This is a genomic window from Enterobacter sp. MG-EB028 (assembly GCF_056673305.1).
The window spans coordinates 1,605,472-1,625,049 of record NZ_CP195079.1; the positions used below are offsets into that span (position 1 = coordinate 1,605,472).

20 protein-coding genes are annotated in these 19,578 nt (G+C 55.3%); 17 read left to right on the plus strand and 3 right to left on the minus strand.

Translation table 11 applies throughout. The annotated features are described in order from the left end of the window. Positions 1–124: 124 nt before the first annotated feature. Entirely contained in the window at positions 125–643 is a 519-nt protein-coding gene (locus tag ACR42C_RS07595; RefSeq protein WP_479984954.1) for a lipoprotein, read from the minus strand. Between the two features lie 96 nt (positions 644–739). Between ACR42C_RS07595 and ACR42C_RS07600 the strand changes: the two genes are divergently transcribed. The 3 genes from ACR42C_RS07600 (at position 740) to ACR42C_RS07610 (ending at position 2,786) form a co-directional block, all read left to right on the plus strand. Continuing rightward, positions 740–1,063, plus strand: a complete 324-nt coding sequence (locus tag ACR42C_RS07600) for a heavy metal-binding domain-containing protein (protein ID WP_028012516.1) — start codon at positions 740–742, stop codon at positions 1,061–1,063. Next, the gene (locus ACR42C_RS07605) at positions 1,060–1,890 is read left to right on the plus strand and encodes an N-acetylmuramoyl-L-alanine amidase (protein ID WP_479984955.1); all 831 of its coding nucleotides are present in this window, start codon (positions 1,060–1,062) and stop codon (positions 1,888–1,890) included. Before ACR42C_RS07600 ends, ACR42C_RS07605 begins: the two co-directional genes overlap by 4 nt. Positions 1,891–2,162: 272 nt before the next feature. Then, a complete protein-coding gene (locus ACR42C_RS07610) occupies positions 2,163–2,786 on the plus strand; it encodes a helix-turn-helix domain-containing protein (RefSeq protein WP_316380018.1) in 624 nt (207 codons plus the stop codon). On the opposite strand, the gene ACR42C_RS07615 is transcribed toward ACR42C_RS07610, so the two are convergent. Together ACR42C_RS07615 and ACR42C_RS07620 are read right to left on the minus strand one after the other, a co-directional pair. Next, complete coding sequence (locus ACR42C_RS07615) at positions 2,787–3,413, minus strand: hypothetical protein (protein ID WP_479984956.1); 627 nt, start codon at positions 3,411–3,413, stop codon at positions 2,787–2,789. Beyond that, a complete protein-coding gene (locus ACR42C_RS07620) occupies positions 3,413–4,969 on the minus strand; it encodes an ExeA family protein (protein ID WP_479984957.1) in 1,557 nt (518 codons plus the stop codon). Before ACR42C_RS07620 ends, ACR42C_RS07615 begins: the two co-directional genes overlap by 1 nt. 300 nt (positions 4,970–5,269) lie before the next feature. Here ACR42C_RS07620 and gspC point away from each other — a divergent pair, with 300 nt between their 5' ends. From gspC to iagB, 14 genes are all read left to right on the plus strand, one after another. Then, on the plus strand, positions 5,270–6,001 hold the full coding sequence (gene gspC / locus ACR42C_RS07625) for a type II secretion system protein GspC (RefSeq protein ID WP_479984958.1): 732 nt from the start codon (positions 5,270–5,272) through the stop codon (positions 5,999–6,001). Between the two features lie 13 nt (positions 6,002–6,014). Beyond that, a complete protein-coding gene (gspD, locus tag ACR42C_RS07630; RefSeq protein ID WP_479984959.1) occupies positions 6,015–7,943 on the plus strand; it encodes a type II secretion system secretin GspD in 1,929 nt (642 codons plus the stop codon). A 14-nt stretch (positions 7,944–7,957) separates the two neighbouring features. Then, positions 7,958–9,436, plus strand: coding sequence for a type II secretion system ATPase GspE (gene gspE, locus ACR42C_RS07635; protein ID WP_006809432.1), 1,479 nt, complete (start codon positions 7,958–7,960; stop codon positions 9,434–9,436). Then, positions 9,436–10,644 carry a type II secretion system inner membrane protein GspF gene (gene gspF / locus ACR42C_RS07640; protein ID WP_166710589.1) on the plus strand — a complete coding sequence of 403 codons (1,209 nt, stop codon included), beginning with the start codon at positions 9,436–9,438 and terminating at the stop codon, positions 10,642–10,644. Before gspE ends, gspF begins: the two co-directional genes overlap by 1 nt. Positions 10,645–10,647: 3 nt before the next feature. Beyond that, a complete protein-coding gene (gene gspG, locus ACR42C_RS07645; RefSeq protein WP_006809430.1) occupies positions 10,648–11,097 on the plus strand; it encodes a type II secretion system major pseudopilin GspG in 450 nt (149 codons plus the stop codon). Beyond that, positions 11,097–11,582 carry a type II secretion system minor pseudopilin GspH gene (gene gspH / locus ACR42C_RS07650; protein ID WP_166710593.1) on the plus strand — a complete coding sequence of 162 codons (486 nt, stop codon included), beginning with the start codon at positions 11,097–11,099 and terminating at the stop codon, positions 11,580–11,582. The genes gspG and gspH overlap by 1 nt, the downstream gene beginning before the upstream one ends. Continuing rightward, positions 11,575–11,955 carry a type II secretion system minor pseudopilin GspI gene (gene gspI / locus ACR42C_RS07655; RefSeq protein ID WP_116341024.1) on the plus strand — a complete coding sequence of 127 codons (381 nt, stop codon included), beginning with the start codon at positions 11,575–11,577 and terminating at the stop codon, positions 11,953–11,955. Before gspH ends, gspI begins: the two co-directional genes overlap by 8 nt. Beyond that, on the plus strand, positions 11,952–12,593 hold the full coding sequence (gspJ, locus tag ACR42C_RS07660) for a type II secretion system minor pseudopilin GspJ (RefSeq protein ID WP_479984960.1): 642 nt from the start codon (positions 11,952–11,954) through the stop codon (positions 12,591–12,593). The genes gspI and gspJ overlap by 4 nt, the downstream gene beginning before the upstream one ends. Next, the gene (gspK, locus tag ACR42C_RS07665) at positions 12,590–13,600 is read left to right on the plus strand and encodes a type II secretion system minor pseudopilin GspK (protein WP_479984961.1); all 1,011 of its coding nucleotides are present in this window, start codon (positions 12,590–12,592) and stop codon (positions 13,598–13,600) included. Before gspJ ends, gspK begins: the two co-directional genes overlap by 4 nt. A gap of 15 nt (positions 13,601–13,615) precedes the next feature. Beyond that, positions 13,616–14,749 carry a type II secretion system protein GspL gene (gene gspL / locus ACR42C_RS07670; protein ID WP_320720603.1) on the plus strand — a complete coding sequence of 378 codons (1,134 nt, stop codon included), beginning with the start codon at positions 13,616–13,618 and terminating at the stop codon, positions 14,747–14,749. After that, entirely contained in the window at positions 14,746–15,231 is a 486-nt protein-coding gene (locus ACR42C_RS07675) for a type II secretion system protein M (RefSeq protein WP_320720602.1), read from the plus strand. The genes gspL and ACR42C_RS07675 overlap by 4 nt, the downstream gene beginning before the upstream one ends. Beyond that, positions 15,228–16,025, plus strand: a complete 798-nt coding sequence (locus tag ACR42C_RS07680; RefSeq protein WP_479984962.1) for a prepilin peptidase — start codon at positions 15,228–15,230, stop codon at positions 16,023–16,025. Before ACR42C_RS07675 ends, ACR42C_RS07680 begins: the two co-directional genes overlap by 4 nt. A gap of 255 nt (positions 16,026–16,280) precedes the next feature. Next, positions 16,281–18,992, plus strand: coding sequence for a glycosyl hydrolase family 18 protein (locus ACR42C_RS07685; RefSeq protein WP_479984963.1), 2,712 nt, complete (start codon positions 16,281–16,283; stop codon positions 18,990–18,992). Positions 18,993–19,100: 108 nt separating this feature from the next. Beyond that, the gene (iagB, locus tag ACR42C_RS07690) at positions 19,101–19,541 is read left to right on the plus strand and encodes a type III secretion system invasion protein IagB (RefSeq protein WP_116341012.1); all 441 of its coding nucleotides are present in this window, start codon (positions 19,101–19,103) and stop codon (positions 19,539–19,541) included. Positions 19,542–19,578: the final 37 nt, after the last annotated feature.

Genomic DNA, 19,578 nt, shown 5'->3' on the forward strand with positions numbered 1-19,578 from the left:
TAACCCGTATTTCCTCTTAAACATAGCACAAAATAGCGAACGGCAAGGTCGGCGAGTATAAATGTCGGCATTCCGCACGAAATGCCGGACATTTTACGGGGGTAACATTTTTATCACTGATGATTTAGCGGTTCTCAATCGACTGGCGCAGCGTGCCGGCCGGGGCATGAACGCTGCCGCCGATGTAGCGCACGTCGTCCACCGCCCAGCACTGACCTTCACGGATCATCAGCACTTCATCCTGCCAGGTCTGGGTTCCCTGGGTCAGCTTCACGCGCAGCGGAATGTTCCGCGCATCGGTGTTCGGGATGGTTGACGCGCTGGCCACCTCGGCGCTGTCCGGCAGCGTGGCGCGGCTGGAGAACGGATCGGATTTCAGCAGAGCGTTATGCTGCGGATCGCGGGTGGCGTCGTTGAGCAGTTTTGCCAGGTTATCGCTCAGGTACGGGCGCAGGGCGGTCAGGTCATTCCCGCGATGCTGAATGCGGTAATCATAAAATTGTTGCGCCACGGTATTCGGGCCGCCGTCGATGCAGGGGCCGCTGCGGGTACCGATATCCTTAAAGGCTGGCGTGACCGTGGTGGTACAGGCGCTGAGCACCAGCGCGCAGGGCACTAAAAGTGTTAAAGCAGAGTAGCGCATGTTGATTTCCTTATTTATTAACTATCCTTTCAATCATAGCGTAACGAACCGATAATGCTGTGCCTAAGGCATTGAACGCTAAAGAAGGAGAAAAGAATGCAGTTTTCAACAACGCCAACCCTGGAAGGACAGACCATCACCGAGTATTGCGGCGTGGTTACCGGCGAAGCGATTCTCGGCGCGAACATTTTCCGCGATTTCTTTGCCGGCATTCGTGACATCGTCGGTGGACGCTCCGGCGCGTACGAAAAAGAGCTGCGTAAAGCGCGAGAAATTGCGTTTAAGGAGCTCGGCGAGCAGGCAAAAGCGCTGGGCGCGGACGCCGTTGTGGGAATCGATATTGATTATGAAACCGTCGGCAAAGATTCCAGCATGCTGATGGTGAGCGTAAGCGGCACGGCGGTGAAAACCCGTCGATGAAGCGTTCGCTTTCAACGCTCCTGCTGGCGATGTTGCTGGCAGGATGCGCCCCGGAAAAAGGTATCGTTGATAAAGGCACCTACGAGCTGGATACGCGCCATCAGGCGCAGGCGGCCTATCCGCGTATCAAGGTGCTGGTAATCCACTATACCGCCGATGACTTCGACACCTCGCTTGCGACCTTAACCGACAAAAACGTCAGCTCGCATTATCTGATCCCCGCGAAGCCCCCGGCACCGGACGGCAAGCCGCGCATCTGGCAGCTGGTGCCGGAGAGCGAGCTGGCCTGGCATGCCGGCATCAGCTTCTGGCGCGGCACCAACCGCATCAATGATACGTCTGTTGGCATTGAGCTGGAAAATCGTGGCTGGCAGAAAACGGCCGGGGTGAAGCATTTTACGCCGTTTGAGCCTGCGCAGATTGCGGCGCTGGTGCCGCTCGCGAAAGATATCATTGCCCGCTACAGCATCAGGCCTGAAAACGTGGTGGCCCATTCGGACATTGCGCCGCAGCGCAAAGACGATCCTGGCCCGCTGTTCCCGTGGCGGGAGCTGGCTCAGCAGGGGATAGGTGCATGGCCCGATCCCGCGCGCGTGGCGTTCTATATAAACGGACGACCGCGCTTTCAGCAGGTAGATACCGTCGCGTTGCTCGATGTGCTTGCGCGCTATGGCTATGACGTGCCGGTTAACAGTACCCCGGCGCAGCAGAAACGCATCATCATGGCATTCCAGATGCACTTCAGGCCTGACCTGTGGAACGGCATCGCTGATGTTGAAACGATGGCCATAGGTGAAGCGCTTTTAGAGAAGTACGGGCAGGGGTAATCCTTCGGAATACCCCGAATCAGTTGTTTTTCCTGAAAACCCTTCAGATTAATCTTAAGTACAAACTCAATTCATTTTTAGTTAATTGACTTAAAATTATCCGGATTTAAGATAGACACATAGCTTGCTAACTAATGCAGCAAATAAATATATCGCATTCAGTTCTTAATTTTTCTCCTTGAGAACATCTTCAGAAAAATTTTCGAAGATTAAGGCTTTTATTGCCTTGGTCCTGCATCTTTAAAATTTCATATCTTAAATCGGGTATAACAATGTTAAGCATCTACGCAAAAAAATTACGTCCGCAACATGAAATGGAAGCCATTATTTCTGCAACCTCAGGTTTTGAAGAGAAAACCTTAAAGAAATGGCAAAAAATATCTACGTCTGATTCGCAATATATCCATGTTATCGTCAGCGGCGAAGTGGAATTCCGACGCGAATCCGACGAGCTGTGCATGTTCACGGTAACGGGTCAGTGCATTTTTGGTCTCGCGGCTATGTACTACAACGCGACCCACATGTACGGCCTCGTTCGCGCCAACACCGTGGTGCGCTCAATCAAAAAAGAGGTCTTCGCGCAGCTGATGACCGATAAAAACTTATGGCCTGAACTGACCAAAGTGCTCTCCTGGTACATTTGCATGCTGAGCAAACGCGATGATGTGCTGGTTGCCCGCAGTGCTTATTCTGTCGTACGTGAATTTTTGTACGAAATTAACGATCTAATTGTTCATCATCAGCGCGATATCAATATTTATGATTATATTCAGGAATACACCAACCTGGCGCGCAGTACCATTATTAAAATCCTCTCCGATCTGAAAAAAGGTCAGTATATTGTCGTGGAAAAGGGTCGACTCCTTAACCTGACAACGTTGCCTGAAAAATATTAACTACTCCAGCCGGTCTCCTTTCTTACTCAAAGGTGACCGGGGATCCACTTTCTGCAATGAACCTTTCTGCGAATTATCCTGCGTCTCGTCAACCGGCGGCGCGGGAATTTTGCCTTGCGAATAATCCTGCTCTTGTTCTTTTAATGCCTGCTTAAATAATTCGGTTATTGAGGCATCGTCACCGCTCGCGCTGGCGGGTACCGCATCGTGCGCTTCGGTTCCGGGTAAAGTATCCCGCGAGGTATCGTGCGGCACGCCGCCGTCAGGTGCCTGCTGCCAGTCAGCATCATCGCTGTTGATGGGCAGATCCTGCATGGCGGGAACATCAGCGTGTACCGGCGCGGGTTTCGGATGCGGATGCGGGAACGGCTTACTTACATACACGTAGTGCATCTCTGAAAGCTGCGTTTCGGGTTTCGCGACGCTCGCTTTAACCGGTTCCGGCACAGGATGGCGCAGGTTCCAGTAAACGTGCGCGTACAACCCTGCCATGACCATGGCGCACAAACCTAACGCCCATAAAAGGGTATTACCGCAAATTTTTCTCAGGCTGGGGAAGCGGTATGAAAACCAGACCGCCTCCCCGGTGACGTAGCTGCGCTGAGCCGCAAGACAGATGGTAGACATTAGGAATGCTTCTCCTGCGTTTTGGCGTCTGATGTGGCCTGGAGCAATACGCTCGGCGTGGTATGGGTTTCACGCATGAGCTGCATCAGCGTGTCTTCCCCAGGAATGCCATCCACGTGCAGATTCATTTTTTGCTGGAACTCGCGGGTGCGTTTCATCATCTCCGCCGTCCAGGTCTGAGCATGGGTTTCAGGCTGGGCAAGAGCCAGGCTCAGCTGCTGATCCAGCCAGCTCATGTCTTTCGCATCGCTGGCGGCACTGATGGCGTCTTTACCTTCCGGCGTCAGGCGGTGCAGCTGTGTAAAGTTCCCGGTCGCATGCTGGTTAAACCAGCTGCGGCTTACCTGCCAGGTGCGGTTGTTCATCAGCAGGTCGATAGAGGTATCCCCAACGCGGGCGACCACGGCGTAGTTAAGATGGTCACCGGTTTTAAGTTCGCTGACCCACGGATAACCCTCTCGTGCCAGCGCGTCCGGCGAGGCGTTGCCCTGTTTACACATCAGGTTCACCTTCGCGGCGTTTTGACACAGGGCGTCATCCGCCGAGGCGTCGTACCCCCACATCAGGTAAAGCTGGTGCATCGCATCCGGCTGATTAACCATTTCGTTGTCGATAACCGGCACCGCGGGCGCCTCAACTTTTGGCGCCTGCTGTTTCCAGCTGACGGGCACCGGCAGTTGAACGGGAAGTTTTGCGGTGATCGAGGAGGTTAAATACCAGCCGCAGGCGGCGAACAGCACGGAAGCGAACAGTCCCACGGTTGCCAGGCGCTTACCGTGTTTTTTCGCAGGAAGGCTCTCACCGGCCGCCAGGCGTAAATGACGAGGGCTGACCTGTAGCGCACGTTCGGTCCAGGCGGCCAGCATTGACAGGTGTGCCAGTTCATTCAGCTTGCTGATATTCCCTTTGGTCAGCGCGTGCATCTTACGCACACGCGCCGGCGTAAGCGGCGAGCTCTCGCACCCGTGCTCTTCACACTGCGCCTGGACATAGCTGAGAAATTCCCGGCAGGTCAGGGGACGTAACGTGTGACGGGTATGTGCATATTCACGCAGTTCAGATTTCTGCATCAGAACGGCGTCCTGATCCTTCGTGCCCATCAGCACCACGGCCAGGCGAAACTCCAGCTCCTGGGCGCGCGTGAGCAACATACCCAGCACCTCGCGGCAGCTCTCTTTCATGGCTTCGGTATGGGTAATGACCAGCACTTTCGTTCTGGCTTTCCCACCCTGCCACTGCTGCAGCACCGCATCTACCGCCTGAATCCGGTTCTTGTTCTCTTTCGTTCCCGGGTTGAGCTTGTACAGCAGGCTACTGGCGCTCAGTTTTGGAAACGCGTTGATGGCAAGAACGCCGGGCGTCGCGGTTTTCAGCGCATGGCTGAACTGACCTAACAAACGGGCGTCGTCACAAAAGAGACCGCTCACGCCCGCCTGTTGGGTTTTCTCTTTCAGCAGGTTGAACACGTCCTGATGATAGGGCACCAGAAAATCCCCGGATGAGCGGGCGATCTCCCTGAACGGCGGGTTTTTAAAATGAAAGTGGCTCTGATACATAACGACTTACCGTCTCTGATTAGGAATAGCAACAGGACGAGAAAGTAAAGCAACGCTATAGGGTGGTCAATTTGCGTGCAGGGTAAAAATATCCAGTGGATGATGCCTAACATCTGGATTTTATACGGTCAATATTTTTCTTTATGAAAGTTAGCGGCAAAGTCAGTGGTCGTATTTACAGCAGCTAATTACTATTTTCTCACATATTGGCGCAGCACGACGCTGCTTATTTTCGCTTTGTTAAAGGCCAGATGAAAAATGAGGTTCTCATTTCTGTCACGGTGGATAACGCCTTGCATTATGTTTGCGCTGTTAATTTTTTGCGGCCAGCAAGGCTATCTGACGTTTAAAGATTATAAAAAAGTTACGAATGAATTGGCTAAATCTGATGAACAGCCACTGAAAAATCGTCGTGAAGAAAAAAAGTTCACCCTTTTCACGGCTGCGGTGCGTCAGGACAACTTACCGACTGCGACGAAAGCCCCGCTGGCAGCGGAGATAGAAGGTATCGTGCGTAGCGATGACGCCTGGCTTTCCTTCGCGGTTATCAAAACGCCGGGGGGGGAGAAGAGCTATCGTGAAGGCGAGCCTCTGACCGGTTTCAACGATGCGTTTATTCAGGAAATTAACAAAGACAATGTGGTGGTTAATTACGAAGGTGCTACGCAGGTACTGGCGTTAAATAAGCCTGACTATTTTAAGGGCGGCGTTGACAGCGGCCCGGTAACCAAATCGACGAAAGATGCAGGCGCGGAAAGCGTGCATCTGGATGATTATCTGGTGCTCAAACCGTTAATCGAAAAAGGCCAGCTGGAAGGCTACAACATTAATCCAAGGAATGCCTCCTCGTTCTATAGCCATTCGGGGCTACAAAAGGGCGATGTGGCGGTAGAAGTTAACTCTGTCGATATGACCGATGAAGCAAAGGCAAAAAGTATTATTGCCAACTGGTCGAAAATGAAAGAAGCGGAGGTCGTCGTCAGACGTCACGCTCACCTTGAAAATATTCGGGTCAATGTTCTAAACAATTAACAAGTGTACAGACATGAAGAAATTTCCTTGGGCGTGCGTGGCGCTGACCGCATTGTCGTTATATTCCAGTTCGCTGCTTGCAGCCAACTTTAGCGCGAGCTTTAAAAATACCGATATCCGCGAGTTTATCGATACGGTAGGCCGCAATCTTAACAAAACCATTCTCGTCGACCCGTCCGTTCAGGGCACGGTGTCGGTCAGAACCTATAACGTGCTGACGGAAGATGAGTATTACCAGTTCTTCCTGAGCGTGCTGGATCTGTATGGTCTGTCGGTGATCCCGATGGACAACGGGATGGTGAAAGTGGTGCGCTCAAGCGTAGCCCGCACCGCGGGTGCGCCGCTGGCGGATAGCAAAAACCCGGGCAAGGGCGATGAGATCATCACCCGCGTGGTGCGCATGGAAAATGTGCCGGTGCGCGAGCTTGCCCCGCTGCTGCGTCAGCTTAACGATGCCACCGGTATCGGGAACGTGGTCCACTTCGAACCGTCCAACGTGCTGCTGTTAACCGGTAAAGCCTCGGTGGTTAACCGCCTGGTTGACCTGGTGCAGCGCGTCGATAAAAACGGTGTTCAGCGTCGCGAAATTGTGCCGCTGCGTTTTGCTTCCGCCAAAGATCTGTCGGATATGCTGAATAACCTCAACAACGAGGAGCAGAAAGGGCAGAACGCACCGCAGCTGGCCACAAAAGTGGTGGCCGATGACGAAACCAACAGCCTGGTGATCAGCGGCCCGGAAGACGCGCGCGCGCGTACCCGTTCCCTTATTCATCAGCTGGACCGTGAGCAGAACAACGAGGGGAATACCCGCGTCTTCTATCTCAAATATGCCAGCGCCACCAAAGTGGTTCCGGTTCTCACCGGGATTGGCGAGCAGCTGAAAGACAAGCCGGGCACCGCCAAAGCGAAAACCGCGAGAGCCTCAACGGATCTGAATATTACCGCCGACGAGTCAACCAACTCCCTGGTGATCACCGCGCAGCCTAACGTGATGAACTCCCTGGAGAAGGTGATCGACAAGCTGGATATTCGTCGTCCGCAGGTGCTGGTGGAAGCGATCATTGCTGAAGTGCAGGACGGCAACGGCCTGGATCTCGGCGTGCAGTGGACCGGCAAGCACGGTGGCGTACAGTTCGGCTCCACCGGCCTGCCAATCAGCCAGATTAAGAACGGTACCATGAAGGGGGCGAGCTTCACCGGCCTGGCGACCGGCTTCTTTAACGGTGATTTCGGCGCCCTGATGACCGCGCTCTCTACCGACGGTAAAAACGACATTCTCTCCACGCCAAGCGTCGTTACGCTGGATAATAAAGAAGCGTCGTTTAACGTCGGCCAGGACGTGCCGGTCCTTTCCGGTTCGCAGACCACCAGCGGCGACAACGTCTTTAACTCCGTTGAGCGTAAGACCGTCGGTACCAAGCTGAAAATTGTGCCGCAAATCAACGATGGCGACATGATCCACCTGAAAATTGAGCAGGAAGTGTCCAGCGTTGACAACAGTGCAACGGAAGACGCCAGCCTCGGCCCAACCTTCAACACCCGCACCATCAATAACGAAGTGATGGTGCACAGCGGTCAGACGGTGGTGCTTGGCGGCCTGATGGAAAACGTCACCAAACAGTCGGTCTCCAAAGTCCCGCTGCTGGGCGATATCCCGCTGGTCGGGCAGCTGTTCCGCTACACCTCGCAGGATACCTCCAAGCGCAACCTGATGGTGTTTATCCATACCACCGTCCTGCGTGACGACGAAAACTACAGCGCGGCGTCGAAAGAGAAATATGACCAGATCCGCGTTCGCCAGATGCAGCGCGCGGAGGAGAAAAAGCTCGGCATTCTTGAACCGGCGGATAACGCCGTTTTACCCGCGTTTCCGTCTGCCAGCACCAGTACCCACACCGCTCCGGTGAAAACCAGCGCGACGCGCAATCCGTTTAAAGAGTAAGGCGGAGGGGCAACGTGGACGAACTGAGTAAAACTCTGTGTAGCAGCAGCTACGCAAAAGATAACGGCGTTTTATTTTATAACAATGACGTCTATATCCGTGATGACACTCCGGCATTTGCACTGCTGGAGGTGCGCCGGGTGCTGGGACGCGCGTTCGTCCCGGTCACCCTGACGCCGGAAGCGTTTGACGAGATGCTGGCCAAAATCTGGCAGCAGAGCAGCGGCGTGTCGCAGCAGCTGGTAGACGACATGGACGCGGACATCGACCTGATGGCGTTAACCGAGGAGATCCCGGACAACGAAGATCTGCTCGATAACGACGAAAACTCGCCGGTGATCCGCCTTATCAACGCCATTCTCGGCGAGGCGGTGAAAGACGGCGCGTCGGATATTCATATCGAAACCTTTGAGCGCACGCTGAGCATTCGCTTTCGCGTCGACGGCGTGCTGCGCCCGGTGCTTCAGCCGGCGCGCAAGCTCGCGCCGCTGCTGGTGTCGCGTATCAAGGTCATGTCGAAGCTGGATATCGCCGAGAAGCGCCTGCCGCAGGATGGCCGTATCTCCCTGCGCATTGGCCGCAAGGCGATTGACGTGCGTGTCTCGACCATTCCGTCCCAGTACGGCGAGCGCGTGGTCATGCGTCTGCTCGATAAAAGCAATCTGAAGCCCGACATCAACAAGCTGGGGCTGATTGATGAAGAGCTGGAGAAGTTAAAGGGGCTGATTGACCGCCCGCACGGCATTATCCTGGTCACCGGGCCGACAGGTTCCGGTAAAAGTACCACCCTGTACGCCATTCTTTCGGCGCTGAACGGTCACGAACGCAACATCCTGACCGTCGAAGACCCGATTGAATACGAGCTGGAAGGGGTGGGGCAGACGCAGGTTAACCCGCGCGTGGACATGACCTTTGCCCGCGGGCTGCGCGCCATTCTGCGTCAGGACCCGGACGTGGTGATGATCGGGGAAATTCGCGACGGTGAAACCGCGCAAATCGCGGTGCAGGCGTCGCTCACCGGTCACCTGGTCATGTCTACGCTGCACACCAACAGCGCCGCAGGGGCGATTACGCGTCTGCGGGATATGGGGCTGGAGTCGTTTTTAATCGGATCATCGTTGCTCGGTGTCATTGCCCAGCGTCTGGTGCGCCGGCTGTGCACGCACTGCCGGACCACCAGTCCGCTGGACGCCAATGAAAAAGCGCTGTTCAGCTTTATGGACGCGCCGCCAAAAGCAATCTATCGCGCGGTGGGCTGTGAACACTGCCGCCAGAGCGGCTATCAGGGCCGGGCCGGTATTCATGAGTTCCTGGTGGTGGACAGCACCATGCGCCGCGCCATTCATGAAGATAAAGACGAAATGTCGATTGAAACGCAGCTTTTTAAGCAGGCCTACAGCCTGCGTGAAAACGGGCTGCTGAAGGTGATTAGCGGCGTGACTTCTCTGGAAGAGGTGATGCGCGTCACCGCCGAGCGTGGGGGGGATGCGTAATGGCCTTCTACGCCTGGACGGCGACGGATGCCGCGGGGAAAACCCAGCGTGGTACGCTGCAGGCCGAGGGGCAAAAGCAGGTTCGCCAGATGCTTCGCGAGCAAAAGCTGATGCCCGTCAGCATCACCGAAACCCGTGAAGCGGCGTCCGCCGGAAAAGCAAAAACCGGGGCAAAGCTCTCAACGCCGGTGCTGTCGATGTTTACCCGCCAGCTTTCCACGTTGGTCAACGCCGCGCTGCCGCTGGAGAGTGCGCTGAAGGCGATCTCTAAGCAGACGGAAGACAAAAAGCTGGCAGCGATGGTGGTGGAGATCCGCGAGAAGGTGGTGGAAGGGCACACGCTGTTTGACGCCTTCAGCCAGTTTCCGCGCACCTTCGACAAGCTCTACTGCACGCTGGTGATGGCCGGTGAAAAGACCGGCCACCTGGGCGATGTGCTGGAGAAGCTGGCGGAGTACAACGAGCAGCGCCAGAAGATGAAGAGCAAGCTGACGCAGGCGATGGTCTACCCGATCACCCTGACCGTGGTGGCCATCGCGGTCATCAGCATTCTGCTGGTGGCGGTGGTGCCGCAGGTGATTGAGCAGTTCACCCACATGAAGCAGCAGCTGCCGATCACTACCCGCACGCTGATTGCGGTGAGCGATTTCCTGCAGGCGTACGGCATCTATATTGTGGGCATCCTGGGGGGCGGCTTTATCGGCTTTAAAACCTGGCTCAGAAATGTCAAAAACCGCTTTCGCTGGAACAGCTGGCTGGTGAACGGTTCGCCGATTAAAAAGCTGGTGTGCGCCATCAACAGCGCCCGCTATATCCGCACCCTGAGCATTCTGCAGGCCAGCAGTGTGCCGCTGCTGGAGGGGATGTATATCGCAATGGACGGTATCGAAAACCTCTACGCCCGGCAGGTGCTGGAGCAGGCGGCGGATACCGTGCGCCAGGGGGCATCCCTTTACGCGGCGCTTGAACAGGCGAAATTATTCCCGCCGACCATGCTGTATATGATTGCCTCCGGCGAAGAGAGCGGGGAATTAGGTAATTTAATGGACCGCGCGGCGGAAAACCAGGAATCGGCATTACAGCATCGCATTACATTAACGCTGTCGGTATTTGAACCGGCGCTGGTGGTATCCATGGCAACGATTGTTTTATTCATCGTACTGTCAATATTACAACCGCTTCTGCAACTTAATAATATGGTAGGTTAAATCATGGCTTTAAAACGTAAAAACCTGGCGCGCCAGGCGGGCTTCACGTTGCTCGAATTAATGGTGGTGATTGTTATTCTCGGCGTTCTGGCGAGTATGGTAGTGCCAAACTTAATGGGGAATAAAGAGAAAGCGGACGAACAAAAAGCGACCAGCGATATTGTTGCGCTCGAAGGTTCACTGGATATGTATAAGCTGGATAACCACCGCTACCCGACCACAGAGCAGGGGCTGCAGGCGCTGGTGACCAAGCCTGAAATCGCGCCAATTCCGAACGGCTACCGCGCCGATGGCTATATCCGCCGTCTGCCGCAGGACCCGTGGGGTGGGGATTATATTCTGGTGAGCCCGGGCGAGCACGGCGCGGTCGACGTCTTCTCAGCCGGTCCGGACGGTGAAGCGAATACCGCCGATGATATTACGAACTGGTCTCTGGACAAGAAAGAGAAATAATGAATAAACAACGCGGCTTTACGTTGCTGGAAATTATTCTGGCGCTGGTGATATTTGCCAGCTGCGCCATGATGGTAGTGTCAACAATACCTTCGCGCAGCGGTGCGGATATATTTGGCCAGCAATTAAAAGCCCTCGTTGATTATGGTTCAGACCGTGCGGTGATGGACGGAAATATTGTCGGGCTGGTGATTACCACGGATAACTATCAACTGGTGACGCTCGAAGATAAAAATGGCGAACGTCGCTGGGTGCCGTTATCCGCGGGGCGAATTACCACCAAAGGCGATTTCCCGGAGGAGATGCACGTTTCGCTCTCGCCGCAGCGCCTTGCCGCCACGGTAACCTCCGACCCGCAGGTGCTCTTTTTACCGGACGGCGAAATCAGCCGCTTCACGCTGACGCTGCAAAGCTACGACAAACAGCACCATTTCCGCGTGGTGTCGCAAGGCGCGGCCCCGGTATCGGTAGAAAACGATGGCTAACGGCAATAAAAAGCAAAAGGGGATGACGCTGCTGGAGGTAATGGTCGCGCTGGTGATCTTCTCCACCGCCGCGTTGGCGCTGATGAACTCCGTCACCCTGAACGTGCGTTTCACCCACGGTCTGGCCGAAACGCTGCAGGCCAGTTGGGTGGCGGAAAATCAGCTGGCGGAAGCGCAGCTCACGAAAACCGACTTCCCGGACGCCGAGGAGCAGGGGACGGAAATCATGGGCGGACGCAGCTGGAACTGGCGTAAGCAGCGGGTAAAAACCGCCGACAACGTCTGGGCGAACGCGATCCGCGTCTACGCGGAAGGCGACGACAGCCAGCCGGTTATTGCCCTGCACATCATTCCGCCGGGAGAGAGCAAGTGAAAAAAACGCGACGCCAGCGCGGATTTACCCTGCTGGAGATCATGATTGCCCTGACCATCTTCGCGGTGATCAGCACGCTGGCCTGGCAAATTCTGGACGGCGCGATGCGCACCAGTTCGGCGACGGATGCCAGCGCCGCAAAGCTCAACCAGCTGCAGCGGGCCTGGAATCTGATGGAGCGCGATTTTTATCAGCTTCAGGCGCGCGCGCCGCGTAACGAGCCGGAACTGTTTCGTCAGGAGGGCGATGCCCTTGAGCTGACCACCCTGAACGGGGTGAGTGGAACGGTTCAGCTGGAGCGCGTGCGCTGGCGGCTGGAAGAGGGGCGTCTGTATCGCGACGTCTGGCCGGTGATTGACGGCCCGGCGGACGTTAAACCCGATGAGGTGCCGATTGTCAGCGAGGTGAAATCCCTGCAGTGGCGTTTTTACCGTCAGGGCTGGCAGAAAAGCTGGAGCGACGCGGCGCATCTGCCGGACGGCGTGGAGCTGACGCTGACCATGGAAAACGGTGACACCTGGCGCTGGGTCTTCACGACCCCGGGCGATATGCCTGAAGCGGCTGCGCCCGCCGCTGCGCCCGCCGCTGCGTCTGCGCCAGCACCAGCACCAGCACCAGCACCGGAAGCAAAATCATGAGTGCATTACGTAAACAAAAAGGGGTCGCGCTGCTGGTGGTGCTGATCCTGCTGGTCATGATGTCGGCGCTGGCCGCCAAAATCAGCCAGCAGTTCTGCCGCAACCTGCAGAAAACCCATTACCAGGTGAGCCAGCAGCAGCTGCGCAGGGCGATGCAGGCGCAGGAAAAGGTGGTGAAAGACCGCCTGCAGGCCGACGCCAGCGGTGAAAACAAGGCCCTGAACCTTGAAGGCGACTGGCATCAGCCGCTGGAAACCCGGGGCGAAGATTACACGGTGGTCAGCCAGGTGGAAGACGCGCAGGACTGCTTTAACGTCAACAACCTGCTGGCCGCAGAGAAAATACCGCAGGGGCAAAACGCGCCCGCGGTGCCGGAAAAACCGCGTAACGAGCAGATTGTTGAACAGATCCTGACGGAAAGCGGCATCAGTCACACTACGGCGGAAGAGGTGTATCAACAGCTGGTGGACTATCTCGATGGCGACGCGACGACCGCCAAAGACGGTGCAGAGAGCGATGCCTGGGCCGGCGTCGTGCCTGCCCGCCAGCCCGCAAACCAGATGATGCGCACCATTGCTGAGATCAAACAGCTGCCCGCGTTCCCGGCAGCGGCATACCCGAAGGTGAGCAAGCTGCTCTGCGCGCTGCCGGACTCTGCCAGCAAAGTGGATGTGAATACCCTGAAACCGGAGCAGGCCGCCTTACTGGCCGCCCTGTTCCCCGGAAAATTAACGGAAGATGACGCCGTTCGCCTGATTGATTCGCGTCCAGAAACCGGCTGGGAAAATATGGAAACCTTCAGCAAGGCGCTGGAGCAGACCTTCCCGCAGTTGAAAGACGATCTCCCGCAGGTGGCTGAGCTTCTCTCCATCAGCAGCCGGTATTTCCGGGTGAACTATACCGGCAATACCGATGAATTAACGCTTCGCGTGGTTAGCCAGCTTCAGGTCAATAACGAAGCCGGTGAGATCGTGACGTGGCAACGTCGTTACCGAATGATTGAATAAGAAAAGTAGATCGCTATGAAACAGGTACTTTTTGTTCGTCCCGATAACCGCGAGGGCGGGAAAATTATGGGGTGTGTCTCCGGCAGCCAGCAGGTTGAGACGCTGGAGAGCCTGGACGCACTGGCGGACCATCCACTGGCGTCCCGTGTTTGTCTGCTGCTGCCCGCCAGCAGCATGATCTTCCGTCATTTTACGCTGCCGAAAAAAGTCGCCTCTCAGGCGACGGCGTTCTCCTGGATGGCGGAAGAGACGCTGATTGGCGACGTGGATAATCTCCACTGGACGGTGCTGAACAAAAAAGGTGCCGAAGTGGATGCGGTGGCGATAGACGCCGATCTGCTGCGCGGGTGGTTAAACCGCTGTCAGGAGGCGGGGTTAAAGGTGATTCAGGTGCTGCCGGATGCCTGGCTGCTGCCCGTGACGGCTGGCGGAAGTACCCTCGTCGCCCTGGATGACAGCTACTGGCTGCGTTTATCACCGCATATTGCCAGTGAGATGGAAGCGAGCCTGCTGCCGCTTCTGATGCAGAAGGCCGGAGAGGGGGAGGTGTGCTGCTACGGTGAAGCGCCTGCCGGCGTCGCGGTCGACATCGCCCAGCCCTGGCAGCATCCGCTGGTGCTGATCCAGCCCCAGTGGCAAGCCTGCCGCGTCACGCTCCTGCACGGCGAATTCAGCGCGAAAGCGGGCTCGGGGAAAGCCTCGAAGGGCATCAAAGCGGCAATTGCCGCGGCGGGTCTGCTCTCTCTCGGCCTGTTGCTGGGCCCGCGCGTCGCCATGGCCTGGATGCTGGTGCAGCAGGAAAATCAGATTCAGCAGGAGATCCTGCAGGTTTATCAGCACCATTTTCCGAGCATGCGCCAGCAGACCAATATCAAATATCACTTTGGTCAAAACATGAAAAAGCAGAGCAAAGGGGTGTTTCTGCAGCTGGAAGATCTGGAGAAAGCCAGGCAGGCCGTACCCGCGCTGGAGATCACGCTGCTCGAATACGATGCTCAGCAAAACACGCTAACGCTGAGCGCCAGTTCGCAAAGCCAATCCGCGTTGCAGACGTTTGTAAACCAGGCGGGGGAATATTTTGATTTCACCTTACAGCCTGTTTCGACCTCAGCTCCTTATACCGCCATGATCGCAGGGAAATATAAATGAAAGAGCGAATCACGCAGCTTAAGTCTCGTTACCAGAATTACAGTGCCAGGGAAAAAATTATTCTGAAAATATGTGCCGTCGCGATAGCGGGGGCGGTTATTTATTACGCGGGAATGGTTCCGCTGGATAATATGATTCAGAACAGTAAGGCCACGCTGAGCAGACAAAAAGAGACGTTGAACTGGATGCGCAGTGAAATAGATAAAAACCATCTTCAGGTCCAGATTGTCAAAACGGATAATCCGCGCACGGTGGTGGAGAACAGCGCCCAGGAGATTCATTTGCCTCTGACAGACGTGCGTCAGGATGGGCAAACCTTATCGTTCGTGGTCAGTCGCGTAAATGTCTATGAATTAAAGAGCTGGCTGCGGGAAATAAACCAGACCTCCGGCGTCAGGCTGCAGAAAATGAACCTCACGCCGATCGACCACCTCAGCGACGTGAAAGCGGAAGTCCAGCTCACCTGGAGCAAAAAGGCATGAACACGTTCGCGCTGATGCGGGACGTTTACCCGGTGGGGTTCCCGGTAATGAGTGCGATCTTCGGCAGTATTATCGGGAGCTTTCTTGGGGTGGTTGCCGAACGCGTGCCGGGCATGGTGATGCAGGAGGAGAGGGGCGGTAATCTGCTCTTTCCGGCGTCGCACTGTCCGGTGTGCCAGCACAGCCTGACCGCCTGGGAGAATATCCCGCTGGTCAGCTGGCTTGTATTACGCGGGCGCTGCCGCCAGTGCAGAACGGCTATCCCCTTGCGGCTATTTTTAATCGAACTTTTTTCCGCGCTGTTTTGCGGCATCACCGCCTGGTGTATGCCAGACATCCTGTCCCTTTTCGCCCTGTGGCTGCTGGCCGCTTTTTTGCTGCCCCTGGCAATGATTGACTGGCGGCATCAGCTCCTGCCGGATTGTCTGACGCAGCCTCTGCTGTGGGCAGGATTATTGTTCCATGCGTTTGACCACCAGATGCCGCTGCGCGATGCGCTGTTCGGTGCGGTCGCGGGCTATCTCTCCCTCTGGCTGCTCTACTGGGCATTCCGTCTGATTACCGGGCGGGAAGGGCTGGGATATGGCGATTTTAAGCTGCTGGCGGCCCTGGGTGCCTGGTGCGGCTGGCAGGCGCTGCCTTCAATTGAACTTGCGGCAGCGTTGAGCGGTATTATGGGTTATTTCACATTAAATAATTTAAATAAAAATAACCTCACTATTTCTTTCGGACCGTATCTCTCATTTGCTGGAATAGTGGTGTTTATTGGACAGCAGTTTGCTTTCATATTTTAAATATACAGGTCAAGTTTTTTTATAAATTTTTTTGATGGTGGAAGAGAAGGACGTCTCTTTGCGCTCAGTGTATCGTAAGGGATATAAGCTACACGGAATATGGGCTTGTATCTTTTTATGGAGGAATACAACGCAGCAAAACGTTTTTTGTCACGGTTTTCAGGTTGGTTAAATACGCATTACGCGAAACGCATCCATGTTCTCAAGGAAGGCATGGGTTATTAACGTTACGAATAAATTTATCAGGAAATAAAAATGAAATTTATGAAGCCTAAATATCTGGCGCTTTTTGTTGCAGCCGCAACAAGCTCAGTATTTGCAGCGGCACCCGGTACGCCTACTATTAGCAGCGGTAATGACAAATTTGCGCTGGTAGAAGTAGACCAGGCTGCACAGGACTATAACAGCCTTGTCAAAGTTCACCCTGACGGCGTGGACGTGAAGGTTGAGTGGAATGTCTGGAGTGGCGACGCGCCAACCTCAGCGAAAGTGCTGCTGGACGGCACCACGGTCTGGTCTGGCGCGGGCAGCGCGTCCGGCTCTGCCACCTTCAAGGTAAAAAAAGGTGGACGCTACCAGGAACAAGTTGAACTTTGTAATGCCAGCGGCTGCACCAAAAGCGCCAGCAAGCTGATTATCGTTGCGGACACCGACGGTAGCCACCTGCTGCCGCTGAACGCGCCGATGCTGGAGAACAACAAAACCTTCGCACAGCATACCGATAAAGTGGTCGGTGCCTACTTCCCAGAGTGGGGCGTGTATGGCCGTAACTTCCCGGTTGATAAAATCCCTGCGGCTAACCTGAACCACATTCTGTACGGCTTCATTCCAATCTGCGGCGGTGACGGCATCAACGACAGCCTGAAATCTATCGAAGGCGGTAATAGCTTTGAAGCCCTGAAGCGCGCCTGTAACGGCCGTCAGGACTACACCGTGGCGATCCACGATCCGTGGGCAGCCCTGCAAAAGCCACAGTCCGGCGTCTCTAACTGGGACGACCCATACAAAGGCAACTTTGGTCAGCTGATGGCGCTGAAAAAAGCGCATCCAGGCCTGAAAGTTCTGCCATCTATCGGCGGCTGGACCCTGTCTGACCCGTTCTATCAGATGAACGATCCGGCCATTCGCGCCCGCTTTGTCTCCTCAGTGAAAGAGTTCCTGCAGACCTGGAAATTCTTTGACGGTGTAGATATCGACTGGGAATTCCCGGGCGGCGGCGGTGAGAACGCGGCGCTGGGCAACCCGCAGCAGGATAAGGCAACCTACACCGCCCTGATGCACGACCTGCGCGCGATGATGGATGAACTGTCTGCGAAGACGGGCCGTACCTACGAACTGACCACCGCGATTGGTTCCGGTAAAGACAAGATTGAAGATGTGGATTACACCACCGCGCAGCAGTATCTCGATCATATCTTCCTGATGAGCTACGACTTCTACGGCGCGTGGAGCAACACGGTGCTGGGTCACCAGGCGGCGCTGCGTGCACCAGCATGGCGTCCAGATACCGACTACACCACCGAAAACGGCGTGAATGCGCTGCTCCAGCAGGGCGTACAGCCTGGCAAAATTGTGGTGGGTGCGGGCATGTACGGTCGCGGCTGGACCGGCGTACACGGCCAGACGGGCGACAATCCGTTCACCGGTACCGCAACAGGACCTGTTAAAGGCACCTGGGAACCGGGCGTGGTGGATTATCGTCAGATTGTGAACGAGTACAAAGGTAAGCCAGGCTGGGAATACGGTTACGATGCTGACGCGGAAGCGCCTTATGTCTTCAACAAGTCAACCGGCGATCTGATCTCCTATGAAGATGCGCGCTCTGCCGCTGCGAAAGGTAAATACGTTCTGGCCAACAAACTGGGCGGTCTGTTCTCCTGGTCTATTGACTCTGACAACGGCGACATTCTGAACGCCATGAACGAAAGCCTGCTGGGCAGCTCTACGCCGGTTGAGCCTGTGGTGACCAACCACGCGCCAATCGCGTCATCGACAGACCAGACCATCTCCGGTCCGGCCACTGTTACGCTGGATGGCTCCGCCTCAACCGACCCGGATGGCGATGCCATTACCTACAAATGGACCCAGATTTCTGGCCCATCTGTGACCCTCACCAACAGCACCAAAGCGAAAGCGACCTTCAACGTTGCGGCTGCTACCAGCGATCAGACTCTGGCGTTCCGCCTGACGGTGACCGACGCGAAAGGCCTGAGCAACGCGATTGATGTGCAGGTTGTGAACAAAGCGCCAAAAGCGAACCAGGCACCCGTTGTCAATGCAATGGAAGCGGTAACGCTGCAGGCGGGTGAAACCTACGCTCTGCATGCGCAGGCTGCGGATCCAGACGGTGATGCACTGACCTACGCCTGGAGCGTTCCAGCGGATATGCACGCGACCGGTACCGACACGGCGAATGTGAACATCACCGCACCGGAAGTGAGCTCCGCCTCTTCCTACACCCTGAGTGTTGTGGTGAGCGACGGTAAAACCAGCGTGCAGTCTAACGTCCAGGTGACCGTGAATCCGAAACCGGCTGACGTTACGCCACCTGCTGATGATGTGACGCCTCCAGCGGACGACGTTACTCCTCCGGCTGATGACGTTACACCACCTTCTGACGAAGGCTCTGCAACCGGCAGCTGCGACGCGCCTGTTGATGCTAACGCCAGCAAGTATGCCGCGTGGGATGCCAGCAAAATCTACAACAATGGCGATACCGTCAGCTTCGACCATCTGGTGTGGAAAGCGAAGTACTGGACGCAGGGCAACCAGCCTGGCTTCGGTGTGGACGCATGGGAACTGGTCAGCGACGTGAAGATGAACTGGCGTTCTGACCTGGTCTACAACGGCGGTGATACCACCACCTACGAGGGCAACGTTTACCGTGCCAAATGGTGGACTCGCGGTGATAACCCGGCTAACAGCGATGTATGGGTGAAAGAAGGTCCTTCAACAGACTGCAAATAATATAGCCCGATAAACACTCACCATCCCCGTGAGGGATGGTGAGTGATTCAAAATTCATTTTACAGGATGTTGCTAAGGAGAAATCACTGACGCTTACAGCAGGTAAAAATGAAAAAGGTAATATTGTTGTTATTAATAATAAGCCAAAGCGCACTGGCAAATTGTTGGGACAGAGCAGCGCACTATTATCATGTCGATCCGTATTTATTGTATGCCATAGCCAATGTTGAATCCGGTATGAATCCGTATGCGGTTGGGCAAAATCATGACGGCACGCGTGATGTCGGGCTGATGCAGATTAACAGTACACATTTTACGGAGCTGGAAAGCAGAGGCATTGACGAATATCGGCTGATGACCGAACCCTGTACCTCCATCATGGTCGGCGCCTCCATCCTTTCAGGGATGATCAAGGTGTACGGCTATAACTGGGAAGCGGTAGGTGCCTATAACGCCGGTTTAAAAAAAGAGAATTATCCGCAGCGAATGAAGTATGCGCATAAGGTCTGGAAAAAATATCAACAGTTGAAATTAGCGGCGCAATATTAAGGTTTTTTATTTTTGAAGAATTCCCGAGGGTGTTCTT

Bases quoted from the DNA above. Each gene is read 5' to 3' on its own strand.
- gspC (WP_479984958.1), top strand. From the start codon at position 5,270: ATGTTTGCGCTGTTAATTTTTTGCGGCCAGCAAGGCTATCTGACGTTT.
- ACR42C_RS07615 (WP_479984956.1), bottom strand. From the start codon at position 3,413: ATGTCTACCATCTGTCTTGCGGCTCAGCGCAGCTACGTCACCGGGGAG.
- gspF (WP_166710589.1), top strand. From the start codon at position 9,436: ATGGCCTTCTACGCCTGGACGGCGACGGATGCCGCGGGGAAAACCCAG.
- gspD (WP_479984959.1), top strand. From the start codon at position 6,015: ATGAAGAAATTTCCTTGGGCGTGCGTGGCGCTGACCGCATTGTCGTTA.
- gspI (WP_116341024.1), top strand. From the start codon at position 11,575: ATGGCTAACGGCAATAAAAAGCAAAAGGGGATGACGCTGCTGGAGGTA.
- gspH (WP_166710593.1), top strand. From the start codon at position 11,097: ATGAATAAACAACGCGGCTTTACGTTGCTGGAAATTATTCTGGCGCTG.
- ACR42C_RS07685 (WP_479984963.1), top strand. From the start codon at position 16,281: ATGAAATTTATGAAGCCTAAATATCTGGCGCTTTTTGTTGCAGCCGCA.
- iagB (WP_116341012.1), top strand. From the start codon at position 19,101: ATGAAAAAGGTAATATTGTTGTTATTAATAATAAGCCAAAGCGCACTG.
- ACR42C_RS07610 (WP_316380018.1), top strand. From the start codon at position 2,163: ATGTTAAGCATCTACGCAAAAAAATTACGTCCGCAACATGAAATGGAA.
- ACR42C_RS07675 (WP_320720602.1), top strand. From the start codon at position 14,746: ATGAAAGAGCGAATCACGCAGCTTAAGTCTCGTTACCAGAATTACAGT.
- ACR42C_RS07595 (WP_479984954.1), bottom strand. From the start codon at position 643: ATGCGCTACTCTGCTTTAACACTTTTAGTGCCCTGCGCGCTGGTGCTC.
- ACR42C_RS07600 (WP_028012516.1), top strand. From the start codon at position 740: ATGCAGTTTTCAACAACGCCAACCCTGGAAGGACAGACCATCACCGAG.
- gspG (WP_006809430.1), top strand. From the start codon at position 10,648: ATGGCTTTAAAACGTAAAAACCTGGCGCGCCAGGCGGGCTTCACGTTG.
- gspL (WP_320720603.1), top strand. From the start codon at position 13,616: ATGAAACAGGTACTTTTTGTTCGTCCCGATAACCGCGAGGGCGGGAAA.
- ACR42C_RS07605 (WP_479984955.1), top strand. From the start codon at position 1,060: ATGAAGCGTTCGCTTTCAACGCTCCTGCTGGCGATGTTGCTGGCAGGA.
- ACR42C_RS07680 (WP_479984962.1), top strand. From the start codon at position 15,228: ATGAACACGTTCGCGCTGATGCGGGACGTTTACCCGGTGGGGTTCCCG.
- ACR42C_RS07620 (WP_479984957.1), bottom strand. From the start codon at position 4,969: ATGTATCAGAGCCACTTTCATTTTAAAAACCCGCCGTTCAGGGAGATC.
- gspK (WP_479984961.1), top strand. From the start codon at position 12,590: ATGAGTGCATTACGTAAACAAAAAGGGGTCGCGCTGCTGGTGGTGCTG.